15 protein-coding genes and 1 pseudogene are annotated in these 20,867 nt (G+C 70.0%); 12 read left to right on the top strand and 4 right to left on the bottom strand.

The window, feature by feature from the left end; translation table 11 throughout:
• Positions 1–232 precede the first annotated feature (232 nt).
• Positions 233–1,100 (top strand): annotated as a pseudogene (locus tag U5640_RS39930) (MFS transporter).
• A gap of 393 nt (positions 1,101–1,493) precedes the next feature.
• Here the strand turns inward: U5640_RS39930 and U5640_RS39925 are convergent.
• Positions 1,494–2,810: a ferredoxin reductase family protein gene (locus U5640_RS39925; protein ID WP_340385615.1), complete on the bottom strand. Its 1,317-nt coding sequence runs from the start codon at positions 2,808–2,810 to the stop codon at positions 1,494–1,496.
• A gap of 158 nt (positions 2,811–2,968) precedes the next feature.
• Here U5640_RS39925 and U5640_RS39920 point away from each other — a divergent pair, with 158 nt between their 5' ends.
• The 7 genes from U5640_RS39920 (at position 2,969) to U5640_RS39890 (ending at position 9,768) form a co-directional block, all read left to right on the top strand.
• The gene (locus tag U5640_RS39920) at positions 2,969–4,018 is read left to right on the top strand and encodes a LacI family DNA-binding transcriptional regulator (RefSeq protein ID WP_340384113.1); all 1,050 of its coding nucleotides are present in this window, start codon (positions 2,969–2,971) and stop codon (positions 4,016–4,018) included.
• Positions 4,019–4,576: 558 nt separating this feature from the next.
• A complete protein-coding gene (locus tag U5640_RS39915) occupies positions 4,577–5,023 on the top strand; it encodes a GntR family transcriptional regulator (protein ID WP_340384112.1) in 447 nt (148 codons plus the stop codon).
• A complete protein-coding gene (locus U5640_RS39910) occupies positions 5,020–5,937 on the top strand; it encodes an ABC transporter ATP-binding protein (RefSeq protein ID WP_340384111.1) in 918 nt (305 codons plus the stop codon). The genes U5640_RS39915 and U5640_RS39910 overlap by 4 nt, the downstream gene beginning before the upstream one ends.
• Positions 5,934–6,890, top strand: a complete 957-nt coding sequence (locus U5640_RS39905; protein ID WP_340384110.1) for a transporter — start codon at positions 5,934–5,936, stop codon at positions 6,888–6,890. The genes U5640_RS39910 and U5640_RS39905 overlap by 4 nt, the downstream gene beginning before the upstream one ends.
• A gap of 110 nt (positions 6,891–7,000) precedes the next feature.
• Positions 7,001–7,804 (top strand): class I SAM-dependent methyltransferase, encoded by an 804-nt coding sequence (locus U5640_RS39900; RefSeq protein ID WP_340384109.1) that lies wholly within the window; start codon positions 7,001–7,003, stop codon positions 7,802–7,804.
• Positions 7,805–7,817: 13 nt separating this feature from the next.
• Positions 7,818–8,957, top strand: a complete 1,140-nt coding sequence (locus U5640_RS39895) for an acyltransferase (protein WP_340384108.1) — start codon at positions 7,818–7,820, stop codon at positions 8,955–8,957.
• Between the two features lie 31 nt (positions 8,958–8,988).
• Entirely contained in the window at positions 8,989–9,768 is a 780-nt protein-coding gene (locus U5640_RS39890; RefSeq protein WP_340384107.1) for a polysaccharide deacetylase family protein, read from the top strand.
• 134 nt (positions 9,769–9,902) lie between these two features.
• Here the strand turns inward: U5640_RS39890 and U5640_RS39885 are convergent, their stop codons facing one another.
• Positions 9,903–11,336 carry an endo-1,4-beta-xylanase gene (locus tag U5640_RS39885; protein WP_340384106.1) on the bottom strand — a complete coding sequence of 478 codons (1,434 nt, stop codon included), beginning with the start codon at positions 11,334–11,336 and terminating at the stop codon, positions 9,903–9,905.
• Between the two features lie 512 nt (positions 11,337–11,848).
• Between U5640_RS39885 and U5640_RS39880 the strand changes: the two genes are divergently transcribed.
• A complete protein-coding gene (locus U5640_RS39880; RefSeq protein ID WP_340384105.1) occupies positions 11,849–13,327 on the top strand; it encodes a non-reducing end alpha-L-arabinofuranosidase family hydrolase in 1,479 nt (492 codons plus the stop codon).
• A gap of 126 nt (positions 13,328–13,453) precedes the next feature.
• Here the strand turns inward: U5640_RS39880 and U5640_RS39875 are convergent, their stop codons facing one another.
• Positions 13,454–14,500 carry a 2OG-Fe(II) oxygenase family protein gene (locus U5640_RS39875; protein WP_340384104.1) on the bottom strand — a complete coding sequence of 349 codons (1,047 nt, stop codon included), beginning with the start codon at positions 14,498–14,500 and terminating at the stop codon, positions 13,454–13,456.
• A 513-nt stretch (positions 14,501–15,013) separates the two neighbouring features.
• On the bottom strand, positions 15,014–16,240 hold the full coding sequence (locus tag U5640_RS39870) for a helix-turn-helix domain-containing protein (RefSeq protein WP_340384103.1): 1,227 nt from the start codon (positions 16,238–16,240) through the stop codon (positions 15,014–15,016).
• A gap of 182 nt (positions 16,241–16,422) precedes the next feature.
• On the opposite strand from U5640_RS39870, the gene U5640_RS39865 reads away from it, so the two are divergent.
• The 3 genes from U5640_RS39865 (at position 16,423) to U5640_RS39855 (ending at position 20,272) form a co-directional block, all read left to right on the top strand.
• Positions 16,423–17,148, top strand: a complete 726-nt coding sequence (locus U5640_RS39865) for a response regulator transcription factor (RefSeq protein ID WP_340384102.1) — start codon at positions 16,423–16,425, stop codon at positions 17,146–17,148.
• A 2-nt stretch (positions 17,149–17,150) separates the two neighbouring features.
• The gene (locus tag U5640_RS39860; RefSeq protein ID WP_340384101.1) at positions 17,151–18,635 is read left to right on the top strand and encodes a HAMP domain-containing sensor histidine kinase; all 1,485 of its coding nucleotides are present in this window, start codon (positions 17,151–17,153) and stop codon (positions 18,633–18,635) included.
• Between the two features lie 581 nt (positions 18,636–19,216).
• Entirely contained in the window at positions 19,217–20,272 is a 1,056-nt protein-coding gene (locus U5640_RS39855) for a HAMP domain-containing sensor histidine kinase (RefSeq protein WP_340384100.1), read from the top strand.
• The last annotated feature ends 595 nt before the right edge of the window (positions 20,273–20,867 follow it).

Below are 20,867 nucleotides of genomic sequence, written 5' to 3'. Positions count from 1 at the left end.
CCCGCGCCTTTCATACTCCGATGCCGCTGACGCATCACCGTCCGCCCTGCCCGGACCGTGACATCCCCATTCGTTCCATGGAGGCGCCGAATCCGGAATACCGATCGCGCGGGGGTGGGGGGCAGCGGGCCCCCGAGGCCGCATGGTCGTCCCACCCGCACGCCACGTCCCCGGTTCCCGATCGGCGTGAGGTCCTCCGCAGCATGCCGAGCGCCGAGAGCGCCTGTGCGGCATGCCCGCTCCCATACTTCGTCCCCCTGGAGTCACCAGGCCCGCTGCCGTGCCCGTGCCCTCCACCACTGTCGACGACTCCACCCCTCCGCCGGTGAGCGTGTCGGGTCCGGCGCATCAGCTGCGGGTGACCGCGCTGATGGCGGGCAGCTGTCTGCCCGTGCTGGGAGCGGTACTGATCGCTCCTGTGCTGCCGAAGATGCAGGACCACTTCGCGTCGGCCCCCGGCGCCAAGGCGCTGGTTCCCCTGGCGCTGACTGTTCCGGCGCTGGTTCTGGCGCTGCTGGCCCCGTTCGCCGGCGTGATCGTCGATCGCTTGGGCCGCAAGCGTCTGCTGCTGGTGGCGACCGTCCTGTACGCGCTGTTCGGCACACTACTACTCCGGTCACCGGCGGGTGAGGTACCTCGCCCTGCAGACCATGTGCGCCTCCGCGTCCGCCACAGCGTTCTTCGTGCTCGGCGGAGCAGCCGGCGCGGCGGGCTGGCGCGTTCCGTTCCGGGTCTACGCGGTGAGTCTGCTGCTCGCCCCGGTGCTGGCCTTCGCCCACCTGGACGCAGGACGTCACCCCGAGGACCCCCGATTGGCGAGCCTGATCGGCGAACTGTCGATGAAGAGCGAGGACTTCCGCCGCTGGTGGGCAGAGCACCCGGTGCGGGACAAGACCTCGGGGACCAAGCGATTCCACCATCCGGTGGTCGGCGATCTGGAACTGGCCTACGAGACTCTGCGCGCAGCGGACGATCCCGAGCAGGCGCTGATCACGTATGCCGCCGAGCCTGGCAGCGCATCGCACGACGCCCTGCGGATGCTGCTGGCCTGGGCCACTGATGGCCATTCCCGGGCACCGGCTGAAGGCCGAGCGCGCTGACCGGCAGCCGGCATCGGCAGAGTGCCGAACCTGATCTCGCCGCTCCTTGCTGCCCGATCCGTGCCGCGTGGCGAACCCTGCTCGCCGAGGCAGGTGCGGCAGATGGCGGCAAGGCCTGATCCACTTCATCCGATCGGTCCGCCCTTCATGCCTGTTGCCGCAGCCCGTCCGGTACTCCCGACCGCCGCTGAGCGGCGCCCGCTCAAGAAGAGAAGCGGCCCGGGGCCACAAGACCCCGCATCAGGCCCGGGTGCGGGCGCATCGTGGTGCTGGCGGCCCCGGGCCGGGCCAACGCGCGCATCGCCAACCGCGTCGGCGTTCACGTGGACACCGTGCGCACTGGGTCGGTGGAGGCGGCAGCTATGTCAACGCCGACCCAGGCACCGGTGTGCCTCAGGCCAGACCGAACCGCTCGGCGTGCACTTGTCCTCGGGGAACCCCCAGCGTGCGCAGGGCACTGAGCACGGTCGAGGTCATCGCCGGCGGCCCGCAGACATACACGTCGCGTTCGGCCACGTCCGGGACCAGAGCACTCAGACCGTCCGGCTCGAAGGGCGACGCTCCCTCGCCCCGTGGACCGGTGAGCAGGTGCAGCCGGCCGCCGTGGTGGGCCACGAGGGTACGTACCTCGTCGACCAGTACCGCGTCGCTCTCGCTGCGCACGCGGTACAGCACGACGACATCACCGGCCGATTCCTCCTCCAGCAGCGCGCGGACGGGCGTGATGCCGACGCCTCCGGCGATCAGCAACGCACCGGACCGTGTTCGGTGCAGTGATGTGAACGCGCCGTACGGGCCCTCCACGAAGGCGCGGCTGCCGACCTCGAGGTGCCGCAGTCCGGCGCTGGTGCTGCCTACCGCCTTGGCGGTCAGGCGCAGCGTCCTGCCGTCGGGCGCTGCCGACAGCGAGAACGGATTGGCCAGCCACCAGGGGTTGTGCCCGGGGAACCGCCAGATGCAGAACTGCCCCGCCTGGACCGGCAGTCTGTCGAGGTGGCGGCCGGTGACGTGCACAGACACCGCGTTGTCGGATTCCATCACTACGGCGGCGACCTCGAAGCGGTGATAGACGTTGCGCCACAGCGGCATGACGACCCGCCCCGCGATCAGGGCACCGAAGGCGAACAACCACAAGGCCCACCAGTAGATCTCCGCGAAGGCGGAGGACTTGAACGTCGTGGTCTCCTGCAACTGGTGGACGAACGCCAGCCCCAACGCCACGTACAGCAGCAGGTGCAGACCGTGCCAGACCTCGTAGGGCAGCCGCCGTCGCACGGAGCGGGCGGAGACCACGGCGATCACCGCGACGATCGCCGCCGCGCACATCCCCAGCAGGGAGGCCGGCACGTCGGCCAGCGAGGAGAACGTCTTCGGCAGTGAGGTGCCACTCAGCTTCGCGTAGCCCAGCACCACCAGGCCGGCGTGGGCGAGGATGGTCCACAGCAGGGTGAAGCCGACCCATCGGTGCCACACCGTCAACCGGTCCATGCCGATGCGGCGATCGAGCCACGGCAGCCGTGCCACCAGCAGCAGTTGGAAGAGCATCAGTACGGCGGCGTGCAGGCCGAAGAACTTGGCGACCGTGAGCACTGCGTTCTTACCCGTGCCAGCGCTGAGGAACAGCACCTCGACGATCACCACGTTGACGACAACGAAGGTCCACAGCGCGCGCCGCGCCGCACCGACCGGAGATGTGGTGCTTCGCCGCACCTGCGTATATGTCGCTTCCACCGCGTCCTCTTCATGTCCTGGTGACGTGTCCACGCCTGAGCCCCGCCAACCGGCAGCCGGGGCCGACGCCGGGTACGCTGACTGATTAAGCTCTTAACCGCAAGGCGTCACAGTGCAGTTGGGAACGTGGGGTCCGCATGACGAGTTCGCGTGTCTGGCGACGTCCCACGCTGGACGCCGTGGCCGCCCGGGCCGGCGTGTCGACGGCCACGGTGTCCAACGCGCTCAACGGCACCGGTCGGCTCTCCGAGGCGACCAGGCAACGCGTCCTGGCCGCAGCGGGCGAACTCGGCTACGCCCCCGCCAGCACCGCCCGCGCCCTGGCGCGCGGAGCCACCGGAGTGCTCGGCCTGACCATGACGACGTACGGCAACCTGCGCGTCCCCTACACCGAGATCCCGTTCTACGCGCACCTGGTGCTGGCTGCCATGGCGGCGGCACACAACCGCGGTTACCTGCTGCAGGTGATGCCGAACTCGATGTCGTCGTGGATGTGGCTGAACACGCCGATGGACGGCGTCATCCACGTCGGCCCGCGCGCGGACGACCACGTACGTTCCCTGCTGCTCGAGCGGGGCATCCCCATGGTCTGCGAAGGCCGGCCGCCCGAAGGGAACGGGTGCGACACGTGGGTCGACGCCGACCACGACACAGGTCTGCGGCTCCTGCTCGACCACCTCGCTGCGGCCGGTGCCCGGAGGATCGGGCTCACCCTGCCCGTGCACGACAACACGTACCCGCACCTGATCGCCGACGCCTACCGGCTCTGGTGCGCCGACCAGGACATGCAGATCCTGGTGGAGGAGTACGCGGCGATGCCCGACTACTTCACGGCGGAACAGAAGGCGGTCGCGCGGCTGCTCGACCGCGATCCGAGACCGGACGCCGTCATCGGCGTCTACTCCGACTCCGGTCACAACATCCTCGCCGTCGCGCGCGACCACGGTCTTCGGGTACCGCGGGATCTCCTGGTGGCCTGTGTCAGTGAGGACCCCGACTACGCCACGACCACACCACCCGTCACCGCGCTCAGTCTCCGACCGGACCGCACCGGCGAGGCGGCGGTCGATCTGCTGGTCGCCGTCATCAACGGCCGCGTCGGGGTGGACCGGCGTCGGCTCGTACAACCGGTCCTGATCCCCCGCCGGTCCACACGGCGCACGGCGAGGGACACACGACGAGCGTAGATGCGGGCGGCGAGGTCAGTCCGCTTCATCATTCGAGTCGCCGGGCGGGAGCAGGGCGAAGGCAAGCGAGACCGGTCGCCGGCGGCGTCGCCGCCGACCTGTAACGGTACGAGTTCGTCGAGCGCGTCGCAATGCAGCTGATCCGGCCTCAGACGCCGATAGCCGGCCACGCGGCGCTCAGGGGTGCACGGTCCGGTGTCCGTCCAAGTCAAGGCCGGGGCGAGATCGTATTGGTTCAGCACAGCGCGCCAGCGGCGATGGGTGTCGTGTGAAACGGAGGTGACGGCATCGCGTGCACCTGCCGCGCGCAGCGCGGCACACCGCTCCGGTTCGCCGAGGAGGTGCGGTCGCTGCTCCGCCGCAACCCCGGCCGGATCCAGACGGTGGGGTGGAGGAAATTTTCCAGCCGGTGTCGAGGGTGTCGGGGAGCAGGCGCCGTCGGCGGCCGTTGATCCGGTGGGCAGTGGTTCTCCCCCGCGTGTTTGACATCGCCGCCGGACATCCACCATGCTTCCATTAATTCATTAACACAAGCATGGTGGAGCAGAGGAAGCCGATGTGATCGACTACCGGGTCGACCGTGGCAGCGGTGTACCGGCCTACGTCCAGATCGTCGAGCAGACCGAACGAGCGCTGCGGATGGGCACCCTGCAGGTCGGGGACAAGCTGCCCACGGCGAGGGAGGTGGTGGCGGCTACCGCCATCAACCCCAACACGGTGCTGCGGGCCTACCGCGACATGGAGCAGGCCGGTCTGGTCGAACTGCGCCGTGGCCTCGGGACCTTCGTGACGCGGTCGCTCGCCCGGCCCGGCGCGGAGGACGACTCCCCGCTGCGCCGCGACGCCACCGACCTGGTGGCCCGCGCGCGGGCCGCCGGGCTGGAACGGGCCGATGTCCTCGCCCTGGTCACGGCCGTCCTGGACGCCTACGACAACGAGCACGAGCACGAGCACGAGAGCAGGACCCCGGGCGACCGGGGACGCAAGACGAAGGAGGACGTATGACCGGGCCTGACGCGTCGGCCGCGCTCTGCGCCACAGGACTGGGATTCCGGTACCGCATGAGGGGCGGCTGGGCCCTACGGGACTGCGAGTTCACCGTGCCGGGCGGTCGTATCACCGCACTCGTCGGACGCAACGGCGCGGGCAAGAGCACCCTGCTGCACCTGGCCGGCGGCCTGCTGCGGCCCAGCCGCGGGGAACTGCGGACGCTGGGCGCCGTACCCGGCACGGCCGAGGCCCGCAACCGGGTCGCGCTGCTCACCCAGGACAAGCCGCTCTACCCCCGTTTCACCGTGGCTGACACCCTGCTGATGGGCGAGAGGCTCAACTCTTCGTGGGACCGGACGACCGCCGAGCGGATCGTCCACGAGGGCGGCATCCCGCCACACGCCCGCGTCGGCGAACTCTCCCCTGGGCGGCGCACTCGCGTCGCGCTCGCCCTGGCACTGGGCAAACGGCCCGAACTCCTGCTTCTCGACGAGCCGTTGGCCGACCTCGACCCCGTGGCACGAGGCGAGATCATGGCGGAGCTGATGGCCGAGGCCGCGGAGCGCGGCACGAACATCGTGCTGTCCTCGCACGTCCTGCCCGAACTGGAGGAGACCTGCGACTGGGTGCTGGTCCTGCGGGACGGCCGCGTCGAGCTCAGCGAGGATGCCGAGACAATGCGCCGGAGCCATGCCGTACTGACCGGGCCCACCGACCAGGCGGACACGCTGGCCGCACAGCACACCGTCGTGCGGAGCCGTACCGGCGGCAGACAGCTGACCGCCCTGATACGGCAGCACGGCCCCCTGCACGGCACATGGCACGTCGAACGGCCCGGACTGGAGGACGTCCTGATCGGCTACCTCCAGGCCGCAGAGCCGGGGCACCCCCGCACCGCCCCCGCCGAGCCGACGGAGGCGGCCGCATGAAAGGCTCCCTCTGGCTCGCCTGGCGACAGCAACGCGTCTCCGCCGGCATCGGCGCGGTCACTCTGCTCCTCGCCGCGGCGATCGCCGCGTACTACCGCTCGGACATGCTCGACGCCCTGCACAGCGGGCTGTTCGACCACTGCGCCACCGGGCCGCTGTACTGCACCCGGTCCGACACCGGCCTGCCCCTGCTGCTGGACGTCGAGCCACTGAAGTACCTCGGGGCGCTGAACATCGCCCTGCCCGTCGCCATCGGCGTCTTCTGGGGCGCCCCGCTGCTGGGCCGCGACCGGGAACTGGGCACGCACCGCATGATCCTCGCCCAGGGCGTGAGCCGCGGGCAGTGGTTCGCCTCCCGGTTCGCCCTCGCGGCGCTGATCACGACGGCCCTCTCCGCCCTGCTGGCAGGAGTGTTCGCGTGGTGGTGGCGGCCGGCCGCCGACCGGAGCTACGGCCTGTTCTGGTACGACGAAACGGCCCTGAGCGGCTCGGGCCCCCGCGTCGTCGCGGCCGCTCTGTTCGGCCTGGCGGCCGGCACCCTGCTGGGCCTGCTGGCCCGCCGGGTCCTGGCAGCGATGGGCTTGACCCTGCTGGTGACGGGGGTGACGACGCTCCTGCTGGAGTGGACGCACCGGACCCGGCTGCTGGTCCCGCCGCACACCTACGTCAGCACCGGCCCCACCCCCAAGGCGCCCATGGGAGAGAAGTGGTCGACCGGCACCTACGGCCTGATCACCTCCTCCGGCCGCCACGACGACGTGCTGAACTGCCCCTATCCGTCAGGTGCCCAGCTCAAGGAGTGCATGGCGGCGCACGGGTACGTGTCCCGCTTCTACGAGGCCAACCCCGCCGGTGACTACTGGACCTTCCAGTGGACCGACACCGCCGTCCTCGGCGGCCTCGCCGCACTGCTCACGGTCCTCACCGTCCTGCTCCTGCGCCGCCGCGTCTGACCGCGGCGACCGGATCGGGACCGTCCGCTCCGCCTGTCCGCCCGTCCGCCTGTCTGTCTTTCTCCTTCACCAGGGTTCCCCTGCTGCAACCGCACGGAGGTCGCTTCGCCATGCCCGCCGACGCCACGTCACCGAAGAAACTGCGCAACAACCGCGCCACCCTCACCCACAAGACCGGTTACGCCCTGCGCCACCCCGGCCGCGTCGTCCCGTACCTGCGCCGGGCCGGCCGGGACGCGTGGCTGGGCCTCAAGCACCCCGACCACGTCGGCTACTACCGTGCCGTGATGGCCTCGGACACCCGCCGCAACCCGGAGGCCGCCGTCGGCAGCCAGACGCACGACCGCTGGCTCGCGCTCGGGCAGATGCAGTTCGACTACCTCGTCGAACACGGGCTGCGGCCCGACCACCGCATGCTGGACATCGGCTGCGGCAACCTGCGCGGCGGCTGGCGCTTCATCAGCCACCTCGACACGGGCAACTACTACGGCATCGACATCTCGCCCGACATCCTGATAGCCGCCAAGAAGACCCTGGTCGAGCGCCGTGTCCAGGACAAGCTGCCGCATCTGACCATCACCGGCGACCTCACCCTGGACTTCCTGCCCGACGACCACTTCGACGTGGTCCACGCGCACAGCGTCTTCTCCCACTCGCCACTGGAGGTCATCGACCAGTGCCTGGCGCACGTCGGCCGGGTGCTGACCGACACCGGGTTCTTCGACTTCACCTTCGACCGCACCGAGGGCACCGAACACCAGGTGCTGCGCGAGGACTTCTACTACCGGACCGAGACGCTGCTGGCTCTGGCGAGGCGGCACGGCCTGCACGCGCGGTTCATGGCGGACTGGGAGCAGCGCCCGCACGGCCAGTCGAAGATACGTGTCAGCCGCGCGCCTCTGCCCGCCGCCTGAGACGGTCTCCCAGATGCCGTCTCCCGGACCGCCGAGCGGGCCGGCACGCCTGGCCGCGATAGACGGGCTCCGCCTGTCGGCAGCGCTCATGGTGGCCGCGTACCACTTCCTCGGGACGCCCACCTCGCACTTCTGGGGAAGGACCGAACTCCGGGACCTCGTGCCGTTCCTGCACGAGATCAGCCGCTACGGCTGGCTCGGCGTCGAGTTCTTCTTCGCCATCAGCGGCTTCGTCATCTGCATGAGCTGCTGGGGGCGGACTCCCGGACAGTTCACCGTCTCCCGCATCGCACGACTCTTCCCGGCCTACTGGTGCGCCGTACTCCTCGTCGTCGCGCTCGTCCTTGTCTCGCGGATGGGCCACTGGCCCGCCGCCACCCGCGTCGACTTTCGCACCGTCCTCGGAAACCTGACGATGGCCCCGGGCCCCCTGGGGCTCGACCTGGTCGACGGAGTCAGCTGGACGCTCTGGGTGGAGGCCCGCTTCTACCTGCTGATGGCCGTGCTGCTCGTCCGCGGGCTGTCGTACCGGCGGGTGGTGACCTTCTGCGGAGCCTGGCTCCTGGCCGGTGTCATCACGCTCGAACTCCACTCGCCCCTGCTGGAAGAGTTCGTACTGCCCCGGTACACCGGTCTGTTCGTCGCCGGAATCGTCCTCCACCTCATGCACAGGTTCGGCCGGAGCCTCCTGCTGTGGCTGCTGCTGGGCTTCGCCTGGTCCTACGAACTCACCGTGCTCGAACTCCGGGTGGCCGACCACGCCACCGTACCCACCGGCGAGAGCCGGCCCTCCTGGGCCGTGTGCGCGGTCGTGCTCACGGTCTGTCTCGGGCTGCTGGCGCTGGCCGGTGTCGACGGACCGCTGGCGAGGCTGCGCCGGCGTTGGCTGGTCACCGCGGGGGGACTCACGTACCCCTTCTACCTCCTCCACCAGAGCGTCGGAGTTCCCTTGGCCAAGGGTTTGCTCCGACTCGTTCCGAAGCTGGGGCCGCTGCCTTCGATGGCGGTGTCCGTCCTCTGCGTGCTGGGGCTGTCCCTGCTCATCCACACAACCGTGGAGCGTCGGCTCGGACGCCTGCTGAGGCATCGCCTGACGCTCGACATGCGAGTGCGGGATCCCGCCGTGAGGCCGGCTGTCATCCGTACGCCATAACCCCGTGACTCCGTCCGAAGAAAGATCTCGCATGCCCCTCGACAGGCGAACAAGACGCCCGCGCATCCTCATCGCCGGCCTGACAGCGGTGGCCGCTGCCCTGGCAGTCGCGCTGACTCTGGCCTTGACGGTCACGACCTACGATCACACCTCACCGCGCGCCGCCCGTAACAGGGCAGAGGGAAAGGTGGCCGGAAACGTCGACTGCCGCAAGACGAAGTGCGTGGCCCTGAGCTTCGACGGCGGCCCCAGCCCGACGACCCCCGGGCTGCTGGACATCCTCAGACAGGACGGGCTGCACGCCACGTTCTTCGCACAGGGCAAGGGCCACATAGCGAAGTACCCGGACATCCTGCGCCGTATGGCGGCCGAGGGGCACGAAATCGGTGACCACACCTGGACCCACCCCAGGTTGACAGATCTCGACGAGGCCGGCGCCCGTCGGGAACTGGCCCGGACGCAGGACGCCATCGAGAGGATCACCGGCGAGAGGCCGGTCCTGATGCGTCCTCCGGAGGGCCGCACCAACCGCAAAGTAGCCGAGGTCTGCCGGGAGTTGGGGCTGGCTCAGGTGCTGTGGAGCGTCACGGCCAAGGACTACGAGACGACCGACTCGGCCTTGATCACCAGAAGGGTGCTGGACCAGACCCATCGCGACGGCATCATCCTGCTCCACGACCTGCACAAGGGGACCGTGCCCGCCGTCCCCGGGATCATCAAGGCGCTCGAACAACGCGGCTACACCATCGTCACGGTGTCGCAGCTACTCGCTCCCGCCAAGGCGCAGCCGGGCATGGTCTACCGGCCATGACAGAGGGCCGCGAGCCGAGCCGAAACAGTTGGCGACGGGAGTCACCGGCGCTCGAAAGGCGCTGTCCGGACGGACGTCGACGGGGTGGAGCCGGGATGATCCCGGCTCCACCCCGCGCGCGGTGGGGTGCGGCTCTAGGTGCGGGTCCACCGTTGGCTGTCGCCGTTCGTGCAGGAGGAGAGCTGCACCAGGGTGCCGTTGGCGGTGCCTGCGGTGGCGGTGTCGAGGCAGAGGCCGGACTGGACGCCGACGATGGATCCGTCGGAGTTGAGGCGCCATTTCTGGTTGTCACCGCCCCAGCAGCCGTAGATCTGGACCTTGGTCCCCGCGCCGGTGCCGGCGGCGTCCAGGCACTTGTCGCCGTAGACCCTCAGCTCGCCGGCGGCCGTGGCGGCCCACTGCTGGTTGGTGCCGTTGTGGCAGTCCCAGAGCTGGAGCTGGGTGCCGTCGGCGGTGCTGGTGCCGGGCACGTCCAGGCACCGGCCCGAACCGACGCCCTTGATCGTCGCGGAGTCCGCGGGGGGCGGCGTCGAGGTACCGCCGTTGAGCGCGTTGAGGACGGCGGTGTAGGCGGGCTTCTTGCTGCCGTTGCCGTTGAACAGCAGCGGCGTCTGCTCCGACCGCCAGGAGTCGGTGTCGCGCACACCCCAGACGGTGATGCCGAGGCAGCGCGGTACGGCCAGGCAGTCGTTGGTCACGCTGGTGTACGTCGAGGCCGGAGCGCCCTGGATGTCGAGTTCGGTGATCGCCACGTCGACGCCCAGGGCGGCGAAGTTCTGCAGGGTGGTGCGGAAGTTGCTGTTGTAGGGGCTGCCGCTGTTGAAGTGCGACTGGAAGCCGACGCAGTCGATCGGCACGCCGCGCTGCTTGAAGTCCCGGACCATGGAGTACATGGCCTGGGTCTTGGCCCAGGTCCAGTTCTCGACGTTGTAGTCGTTGTAGCAGAGCTTGGCGGCCGGGTCGGCGGCGCGCGCGGTGCGGAAGGCGACCTCGATCCAGTCGTTGCCGGTGCGTTGCAGGTTGGAGTCGCGCCGGGCTCCTGAACTGCCGTCGGCGAAGGCCTCGTTCACGACGTCCCACTGGGCGATCCGGCCCTTGTAGTGGGCCATCACGCCGTTGATGTGGTTGATCATCGCCTGGCGCAGCGTGCTGCCGCTGAGGCTCTGCATCCAGCCGGGCTGCTGGGAGTGCCAGGCCAGGGTGTGGCCGCGCACCTGCTTGCCGTTCTGCACAGCCCAGTTGAAGACCCGGTCGCCGGCCGTGAAGTTGAACTGGCCCCGCTGCGGTTCGGTGGCGTCGATCTTCATCTCGTTCTCGGCCGTGACCGAGTTGAACTCACGGCTCGCGATCGTCGTGTACGCCGAGTCGCCCAGTCTGCCGGAGGCGATGGCCGTGCCGAAGTAGCGGCCGCTCCGCGCCGCCGCGGCGCCGAGCGTGCTCTCGGCGGCGTGCGCGCCCGGCGACGCGACCAGCGTGGCGACCACACCGAGGGCGCCGGCGACCAGCGCCAGCAGCAGGCCGTGGACCTTCCGGCGGATCACTGTTCTGGAAAGGGCAGGACAGCCCATGACTGTGCCTCCAGGGTAGGAATCGGAGAAGGACTGAAGCGCAGGGGAATGCGTGGCCCGCTCCCACTCGGCAGCCGGTCGGGGCGGGCCGGAACCCGGGCAGTGCGTGGATCTGCAGTGCAGCGCAGACTCGGTCCACCATCGTTCGACATCTCGAACCGCGACCGGCCCCTCCGGCACGGATGATTGAGGAATTGACGATGCATCGTCAATAGCCCTCACAGAAGAAGTTTCGGGACCCCTTCGAAACTTCCGGAATCCGGCGCGCCGCCAGAGCGTCATGGCCGGACTGCCTACGCCTGCGGCCGGTTGGACGCCCGTCCGGCTCAGAAGGAGGAGCTGTTTGTGGACACATCGGCGACAGCTCTTGACCAGAGGGCCCGGAATTCCTAGCTTGTGGCGTCGAAGCTTGCGGGAAATCTTCGAAACTTTCGAGATCGCCCCCTCTCCCGGCATGTCCGCTCCGTGCTTCACCGAGGTCCCCTCACCCCCACCCCCAAGGAGGCCCTCCCATGTGGTTCCGTCATCCGTCCGCGGCCCGGTCCGCGGTCCGTCTGAGGCGATTACTCGCTGTCCTGGCGCCCCTGCTGCTCGTATCCGTCTTCCTCGGTGCCCAGCCCTCCGGCGCGGCGACCGTGGACACCCACGCCTCGTACGTGCTGGTCAACCGCAACAGCGGCAAGGCCCTGGACGTCCACGACATGGCGACCGGCGACGGCGCCCGCATCACCCAGTGGTCCAGGAACGACGAGAAGCAGCAGCAGTGGCGGTTCGTCGACTCCGGAGGCGGCTACTTCCGTATCGAGTCCCGCCTCTCGGGCAAGGTCCTGGACGTCCAGAACCGCTCCACCGCGAACGGCGGCTCGATCGTCCAGTGGGCCGACCGGAACGCCACCCACCAGCAGTGGCGGCTGGCCGACAGCCCGGACGGCTACGTGCGGCTCGTCTCGCGCCACAGCGGCAAAGCCCTGGAGGTACAGGGCGCCTCCACCGCCGAGAACGCGAACGTCGTCCAGTACGACGACCGGGGCGGCACGAACCAGCAGTGGCGGCTCGTCAAGGTGGGCGCCGGCTCCACCGCCGCGTGCGATCTTCCCTCGGCGTACCGCTGGACCTCGACGGGCGCGCTGGCACAGCCCAAGGCCGGGTGGGTCTCGCTCAAGGACTTCACGGTCGTCCCCTACAACGGCCGGCAACTGGTCTATGCGACGACGCACGACACGGGAACGCGCTGGGGTTCGATGAACTTCAACCTGTTCACCAACTGGTCGGACATGGCCTCGGCAGGCCAGAACACGATGTCGGCCTCGACCGTCGCGCCCACGCTCTTCTACTTCGCGCCGAAGAACATCTGGGTGCTCACCTACCAGTGGGGCGGCACCGCCTTCTCCTACCGGACCTCGAGCAACCCCACCAACCCGAATGGCTGGTCATCCCCGCAGGTGCTCTTCTCCGGGAGCATCGCCGGCTCCGGAACGGGACCCATCGACCAGACACTCATCGGTGACGGCACGAACATGTACCTGTTCTTCGCCGGTGACAACGGCAAGATCTACCGGGCCAGTATGCCGATCGGGAACTTCCCGGGCAGCTTCGGCTCGACCTCGACGGTGGTCATGAGCGACTCGACCAACAACCTGTTCGAGGCTCCGCAGGTCTACAAGCTGCAGGGCCAGAACCGCTACCTCATGATCGTCGAGGCGATCGGCGCGCGGGGGCGCTACTTCCGCTCGTTCACGGCCACCAGTCTGAACGGCTCATGGACGCCGCAGGCCGCGACCGAGAGCAACCCCTTCGCGGGCAAGGCCAACAGCGGCGCCGCATGGACCAATGACATCAGCCACGGCGAACTGATCCGCACCGGCCCCGATCAGACCATGACCGTCGATCCCTGCAACCTGCAGTTGCTCTACCAGGGGCGCAGCCCCAACTCCGGCGGTGACTACGGCCTCCTGCCCTACCGCCCGGGTCTGCTGACACTGCAGCGCTGACGGCGTGACGGCACTCCGGCTCCGGTGTGGAACCGGCGTGGCGGGCTCGGCGGAAGGCCGAGCCCGCGCGTCGTACCCCCGGAGCCGTACCCACGCCGTCGCGCGGACGCACGGCCCCGAGCGGGGTCACGAGGTGGCGGCGGCCTCTTCCCTCAGCTTGTCCAGGACGGAGAGCCTGCCCTCGTCGTGGATGCGCCGGGTCGTGACGCGGTCGGGATAGCAGCGCAAGAACATGTGGGTGAAGTGGCTGCCGTAGTGCAGGACTTCGGAGTCGTCGGTGCTGCCGAGCGGGCGGGCCGCGGCCTGGAAGCTCGGCTCGTGGAAGTAGGCGAAGGCGTAGCGTTCGCGGTCGGCGAGCTTGACCTTGTGGGGGGTGGAGAGCAGGCTCCCGCCGGTGACGAACTGGAAGAGGTCGCCGGGGAAGACGGTGAAGGTGTGCGGCACCGGCGGGACGTAGGTCCAGTGGTCGTCGTCCTCGTACACGCCGGCGGCGCTCTCCTCGGGCAGCCAGTTGCGGTTGCGGCGCTCGCCCTCGACGGGGGGACGGATGTAGAGGGCCTGGCCGGTCTCGTCCTGGGTGGCGATGACGAGCAGTCCGTAGTCGGTGTGGGCGCCGATGCCGCGGTCGGTGTCCGGCGTGGCGGCGGGGAAGCGCAGGACGCGCATGTGGTGCCAGCCGTCGTCGGTCAGCCGGGTGAAGGCCTCGATGTCCTGGCCGAGTCCGAGGGCGGTGAGCCGGAGGATGCGCTCGCCGAGGTCGCCGGACTGTGCCATGTAGGCGTTGACGGCGTCGCGGTAGGAGTCCCCGGGCCAGGGGACGGGGCCGTGGCAGGGCCAGTTCTCGGCGACCCGGGCGTCGTACGGGGAGACGTCCTTGGTGACGGTGAAGATCTCCGAGCCGTCCTGGACGCCGTCGGTCACCTCCTCGCCGGAGGCGACGTATCCGCTGTAGCTGAGGTCGCTGACGTGCCGGGACTTCTCGGCGAGCGGCAGGGAGAAGAAGCGCCGGCTCGCCGCGTAGGCGTCGGCGACCACCCCGCGCTGCCCGGCCGGGACGGCTACCTGATAAATGCCGTCGCGCTGCCAGGCCTCGATCAGCTGCCGACCCAGACGGACGTCCTCGGGCGTCCCGGTGACGGTCTCCGGGATCTCGAACGTGACAAGAGGGGACACGGGCGTTCCCTTCGCGGAAATGCGGGTGGGGAGAGAACGGAAGTCGTCGTGGGGGTGTGGTCCGAACCGGCGTCGTGCGCCCCTGCGCGGAGGACGGGCCGTGGCGGCGGGGCGGGTTTGTGGGCCCGAGGGCCGGGGGCCATGGGTCCAGGAGACCAAGGAGGCCTAGGGGCCCAAGGGGAGGTGGGGGAAGTGGGGGAAGCGTGCGGCAGGGGGGGCCTGACGCCGTCTCGTCGTCGGCGCTGGGCGGTGGCGGGCCCGTGCGGTGGTGGTGCGGGCGGCCGCGGGCGAGGCGTCCTCGGCGGCACAGGGGAAACAGGGCGGGTCGGTCCGGTGCCGCACATCGCGGCTGACCACACGACCGGTGACCGCCACCCTTCTCCACGGCGCTCTGAAGAACGTACGGCCGGCTTGTCAGCCCGGCTTGTCTCGGCTCGGCTCAGTTCGGCAGGGGCAGTTCGGGCAGGGCTCGGCTCAGCCGGGCTCAGCCGAGAGCGTGGGTCTGGGGCGCGGTCACCGAAGAGGGGCCGGCACGCGCGGGCGGGTCGTGCCTGCGGCGTGCGGGGGCGGGCCGTCCGGAACGGCCTCGTGGCCGCCGAAGTCAAGGGCGTCCTCCGGGGACCACCCGCCCGGCGTCGTCGATTCGGACCAGGTCAGGCCCGCGGCGCGCTGGAGCCGGGTCACCGCGACGACGGCGAGAGCCGCACGCAGGGTGCACAGACCGCGCAGCCCGTCGAGGCGCTGGCCGGTGAGCATGCCGATCCGCTGCAGGCGCCGGTCCAGCGTGTTGCGGTGGACGCCCAGCCGCTCGCAGGCGCGGTGACGGACCCCGTCGGCGGCGATGAGGGCGGTCAGGGTGTCCCAGAGGACGGGGTGTTCGTTCAGCGGCTCGACCATCTTGAGGAGCCGCTCGGAGACGGCCGGGGTCTCCGCCGCTCCGTACTCCACCAGGACGTCGTCGAGTCCGTACACCCCGGGAGGACACTCGAGGGCGAGGAGCGTGGCGCAGATGCCGTCGGCGACCGACACCCCGCCGCCCTCCGGCACCGCCCGTCCGCCCGGTGTGCCGGGGCCGGGCTCCTGCCAGTGGACCGCGATCCAGACGTCGCCGGGAAGGTCCTTGTGGGCTTCCCGGGCGAGGGCGACGGCCTCTTCCTGGCCGGCGGCCCGCAGCAGGACGTGGGCTCCGTCCTCGGACGTCGGCACCACGGCCGCCGCCAGACCGCGGAAGACCCGGTCGATGTCGGCGATCGTGCACGACAGAGCGCGTACGGCGAGCACCGCGCGCGCCTCGTCGGCAGTCCCCGCGGTGCGCGGCGCCGGAACCTGGCGGGGAGGCTCGGGGGCGTCCTCACCGCCGATCCCCACGTCGAAGAAGCCGCAGTTGAGTTCACGGCCCACCAGCCTGCCGGCGTCACCGAGGCGCAGGACCATCACCTCGTGCGTCATGGCGTCCTGGTCATGGGCGCCGACGGTGCAGCGGTTGATGAGGTGGCGGGTCATCCCGCCCACCATGGCGAGCAGTTCGTCGAGGGACCGGCCCCGTCGCGCCCACGCCCGGCCCTCCGCGCGGATGCGAGCCGCACTCTGCCAGCTCCAGTCGCCCTGGCCGGACACCACCTCGGTCAGGGCCGAGAAGATCTCCCACCGGACCCTGCGGCGTACTTCGTCGACATCCTCGATCCCCTCCGACGCGAAGAGTGGGTGAAGGTCGGGTATCGGCTCCGCGTGTGTGGTCATGTCAGGACAGGAAAGTCCACGAAGTTCAGAGATACATCAAAGTCCGCTCAGAGCACGATCGGAATACGATCCGATGGATCATCCCTGTGCCATCATGACAACGACAGCACTGATCCCGGCTTCCTCGATTCCGCGGGCAGATCTCGACAACAATGGGTTCTTACCGACTTGGTGCGCACACGATGATCCAGAGCGACACGTCCTCGAAAACGACCGTGCTCGTCGTGGAGGACGAGTCCAGCATCGCCTCCATGCTCACCATGGCGTTGCAGTTCCTCGGATTCGCGGTGATCACCGCCGACCGGGGAAGCAAGGCGCTCGCCCTGGCGACCAGTTGTGCCCCCGACGTCGTTCTGCTCGACGTCGTCCTGCCCGACATGGACGGGTTCGAGGTCTGCCGCAGCCTCCGCGGCGCGGGCGTCAACGCCCCCGTCCTGTTCGTGACCGCCCGTGACGCGGTGGCGGACAAGGTCCGCGGCCTCGAACTCGCCGACGACTACGTCACCAAGCCCTTCGACCTCAACGAGGTGGTGGCCCGGATCCGGGCCGTCATGCGCCGCGGCCGTGAGCTGACTCCGGCCAATGGCCGCAGGCTGCGCGCCGGTTGGGTGGAACTGGACCAGGACACGCGAGAGGTCTGGAGACACGGTCAGCCGGTTCAGCTGTCGTCGACGGAATTCGCGTTACTGCGTTATCTCCTGGAGAACGCCGACCAGGTGCTCTCCAAGGCCCAGATGCTCGACAACGTGTGGAGCTACGACTTCCGGGGCGAGTCCGGAATCGTCGAGACCTACATCTACTATTTGCGGCGGAAACTGGGCGACACCGACCAGACTCTCATCCACACCGTGCGCGGGGCGGGCTATCTGGTGCGCTCGGCCCCTCCCGGACACCTCACGGAGGGCTGAGGATGTCCACCGCCGCGTGCCCCTCCCAGAACCGTCGAAAGGACCAGGGGGCCCGCTCCCGTCCGGCCCCCACCACGTCCTTGACCCGCAGGCTCGTCTGGGGATTCCTCGTCATCGCCGCGATCGGGGTGCTCGGGGCCGACTTCTACTGCGTGTGCGCGCTGTCGTACCGCCTCCGGGAGCGCACGGACCAGCAGATCGTCCAGACCCACCGCTTGCGGTTGGAGGCACTGCGCGCCGGGAGGGACTGGTACCCGTCACAGCAGGACTCCGCGTCCGTGGTGACCGACGCCCGGGGTGTCGTGCGCCTGCCGACGGGGGCCACACCCCCGCTCGGCAGACTGCCGATGTCGGCGGCGCTGTTGCGGGAGCGGGACGGTATCGAGCAGCCGCTGCCGGTGCCCGGCCGGGCGGCTCGGGCCCTCGTGGACAGGCTGCCGGAGGGCGGCTACCTGGTCACCGCCCGGTCGACGGCCGCCGACGCGGCGACCGTACGGACGCTCGTGGACATCGAGACGGTCACCGCCGTCCCGCTGATCGTCGCGCTGGCCCTCGGGGCCCTGTGGACCAGTCGTCGGGCCTGCGTGTCCCTGCGCGAGATGTCGGCCGACGCCCGACGCATCGCGGAAGGCAGCGAGGACCCCTCGGAGCGCGTCCCGGTCACGACGCACCCGCCCAGGGAGCTGCAGCGCACCGCCGACACGTACAACTACCTGCTGCGCCGCATCGAGGAGGCGGCCCTGCGCCGCCGACAGGACGAGAACAGGCTGTGCGAACTCGTCGAGGCCGCCAGTCATGAACTGCGCACGCCGCTCACCACCATCACCGGGTACACCCAACTGGCCCTGATCCGGGCGCTGGACGACCCACGCCGACTGGACGAGGCCATGGGGCACGTCCAGAAGGAGACCCGGCGTCTGATCAGCCTGGTCGAGGACATGCTGCTGCTGGCCCGGCTGGGGCACGGCGGCATCCTCGAACAGCGTCCGGTGGACCTGGCCCAGGTCTGCCTCCAGGCGGTGGACCGGGCCCAGGCGCCCGGCGCTCCCCGCACGCTGCGCTGTGAGGTGGAGTCCTTCCCGCACTGGGTGGAGGGCGACCGGCAGAGGCTGGAGCAGGCGATCGACAACCTGCTCGCCAACGTGCTGGCCCATACCCCCGAGGAGACTTCGGCCCAGGTCCGGCTGGGTCTGGACGGGGACCGCCATGTCATCGACGTCATCGACGACGGGCCCGGGATCGCGGGCAGTGTGCGGGACCGGATCTTCGAGCCGTTCTTCCGCGCGCCGCATCCCTCCCCCACGGATCCGGATCTGCCGCAATGCTCCGGACGCGGGCTGGGGTTGAGCGTGGCGGCGGCGGTGGTCACGGCGCACGGCGGCTCGATCGACCTCGAACCCTCGGAGCGGGGCGCCTGGTTCCGGGTGAGCCTGCCCGCCAGCGCGGGGCGCCGCCTCGGCTCCACCTCCCCTCAGCCACTGCCCTGAAGCGCAACGGCGCCCCGCTGAGCACCTTCCGCGCGACCACGGCCCGCGGGACCGGGGAAAGCGCCCTGCACAGACACCCGCCCCGTGTCGCGCACCTGCGCGAAAACCAGGGATTCCCCTAGATCCACGGGGCGGGAGTTCGTCACGGCCGGACTGCCTCGCGTCCCCCCGCTGCGGGGCGGAGCCGGAGGTCGGGTGGCCGCGCGCCTGACCCTTTCCGCGCCCCGCGACGCCCTGTGATCAGTGCTTTTTCACCGCGCTCGGCACTCCGGCAGTGGGCCCCGGGGCCCGCGCGGCCCGCCGGGCCGACGGCCGGGCTGCCCGGCCCTGCCTCGAGGGCGGCGCCGCCCCGACCCGACGGCGCCTCGGCCGCTGATCCGCCCGCACCCCTTCCCACCTGGTACGACCAACCTGTCGACATCGATAGCGCCTTGTAACAACCTGGTCACGCGAACACTTGCCGACCGGAGAGGGCCCTTCGGTATCGTGCCGCCAAGCAAGGCTTGTTTTCGTCGCGTTGGCGCAGGGGACCCTGATCGGGCGGTGAGGTGTATCTTCGAGAGACCCACGAGGAGACTGCGGTGTCGGTGCCTCGCCCCCTGACCTCGGCGTGGACCCCGCACGGTGGTGCGGCGGTCGGCGCCCTCTCCCTCATGGTGCTTCTCCTCGTCCTGTCCGCCGGTCCGACGCGGGAGGGAGGGCCACCCCCGCCGGTCAGGCCGACCCTGACGCACGCGATGGCCCTCCACGCGGGTGCCGCGGGCGGCGGCCGCGAACGGGTGGCCGTGATCCGCGGCAGCCGGCAGAGCATGGGGGTCGTCGGCCCCAAAGGGGCTCTGGGCGCCCCCGGTTCACGGGCGATGCTCAAGCTGGCCCTGCTGCTCCTGCCGCTGCTGGCGGCGATCGGGCTCGGCACCCAACTGCACCGGGACCGGGGAAACCGGCGCAAGTCCGAGCAGCGCATCATGGCGTTCGTGGCGACCGCGTGCCACGAATTACGGACTCCCCTCACCGCCATCTCCGGCTACGTCCAGTTGGCGCGGCTGGGCGGACTGGCCGACGTGGAGAAGTTCGACCTGGTCATGGACCGCATGGCCGACGAGACCCGCCGTATGTCCGCGCTCCTGGACGAGTTGATGCTCCTCGCCAGACTGGACCTCGGCCAGCCCCTGCGCAGCGAGCCGGTCAACCTCGCCCAGCTGTGCCGGGAAGTGGTGGCCGACGCCCAGGCCTGTTCTCCGCACCATCCCATCCGGCTCACGATCCTGCCGGGCACCCACGCCGTCGTCGGCGACCGGGACCGGCTCTACCAGGCGGTCGCCAACCTGCTGGCGAACGTACGGCATCACACACCCGGGGGCACACGCACCGCGCTGGGGCTGGGCACCGAGGACGGTTTCCGGGTCATCGAGGTGATCGACGACGGGCCCGGCATCCCCGTCGAGTTGCGGCACTCGGCCTTCGAACGGTTCGTCCACGGCGGCAAGGCGGCGACGCGCCCCCCGGTCGCGGACACGGGCGGCGGGAACGGGCTGGGCCTGAGCGTCGTGGCGGCCATCGTCACCGCGCACGGCGGGACCGTGTCGCTGGAACCCGGGCGCCGGGGAGCGTGGTTTCGCATCAGGCTGCCCGCCTGAGCCCGCCCCGACACCTGCCCCGCACCGAATTCCTGGCCCGACCCGACGGGGCCGGGGCCGCTGCCGGGCGAGAAGGCGTCGCGCGCGAGGAGAAAAACCCCGGGGCGGCCGGCCGGTCACGGGAAAAGCGGTGCGCGCGATCCACGACGTATCCACCGGCACTATTGACTTAAATTCTAGGTGATTCACTAGTCCCGTTCCATTCACACCCCGAACCACATCAACGCGAATTGGATGAACCGGACGCAATACCCGCGCCAGCAGGCACTTCTGGCCTTTCCCGGGCACGTCCCCGCACCTGGCCGGGGCATTCCGACCCCTGCATCCTTCACATCACTCACATGTCGACAGTGAGTATCGGCTACAATCCACAGCGTTGTGTGTGCACCAACTGTGAACAGAGAAGAGAGCGCTGAAAACCGCTTACAAAGCGGTGAGCGCCGACGCCCTTCACCCCTTGGGCCACCGCGAGCTCCACCCTCCCCATGCCGTGTGCCGCCCGCGCGGCCGGGCTCCCCATTTCCCCGGCGCCTCGCCCACAAAGCCCATCAAGTGTCCGTCCCCCCAGAACATTCGGTGGCCCCGTGAACCTCAC

The sequence above is a fragment of the Streptomyces sp. SS7 genome (genome assembly GCF_037993025.1).
GTDB lineage: Bacteria > Actinomycetota > Actinomycetes > Streptomycetales > Streptomycetaceae > Streptomyces.
This window is presented reverse-complemented; position numbering and strand designations above follow the sequence as displayed.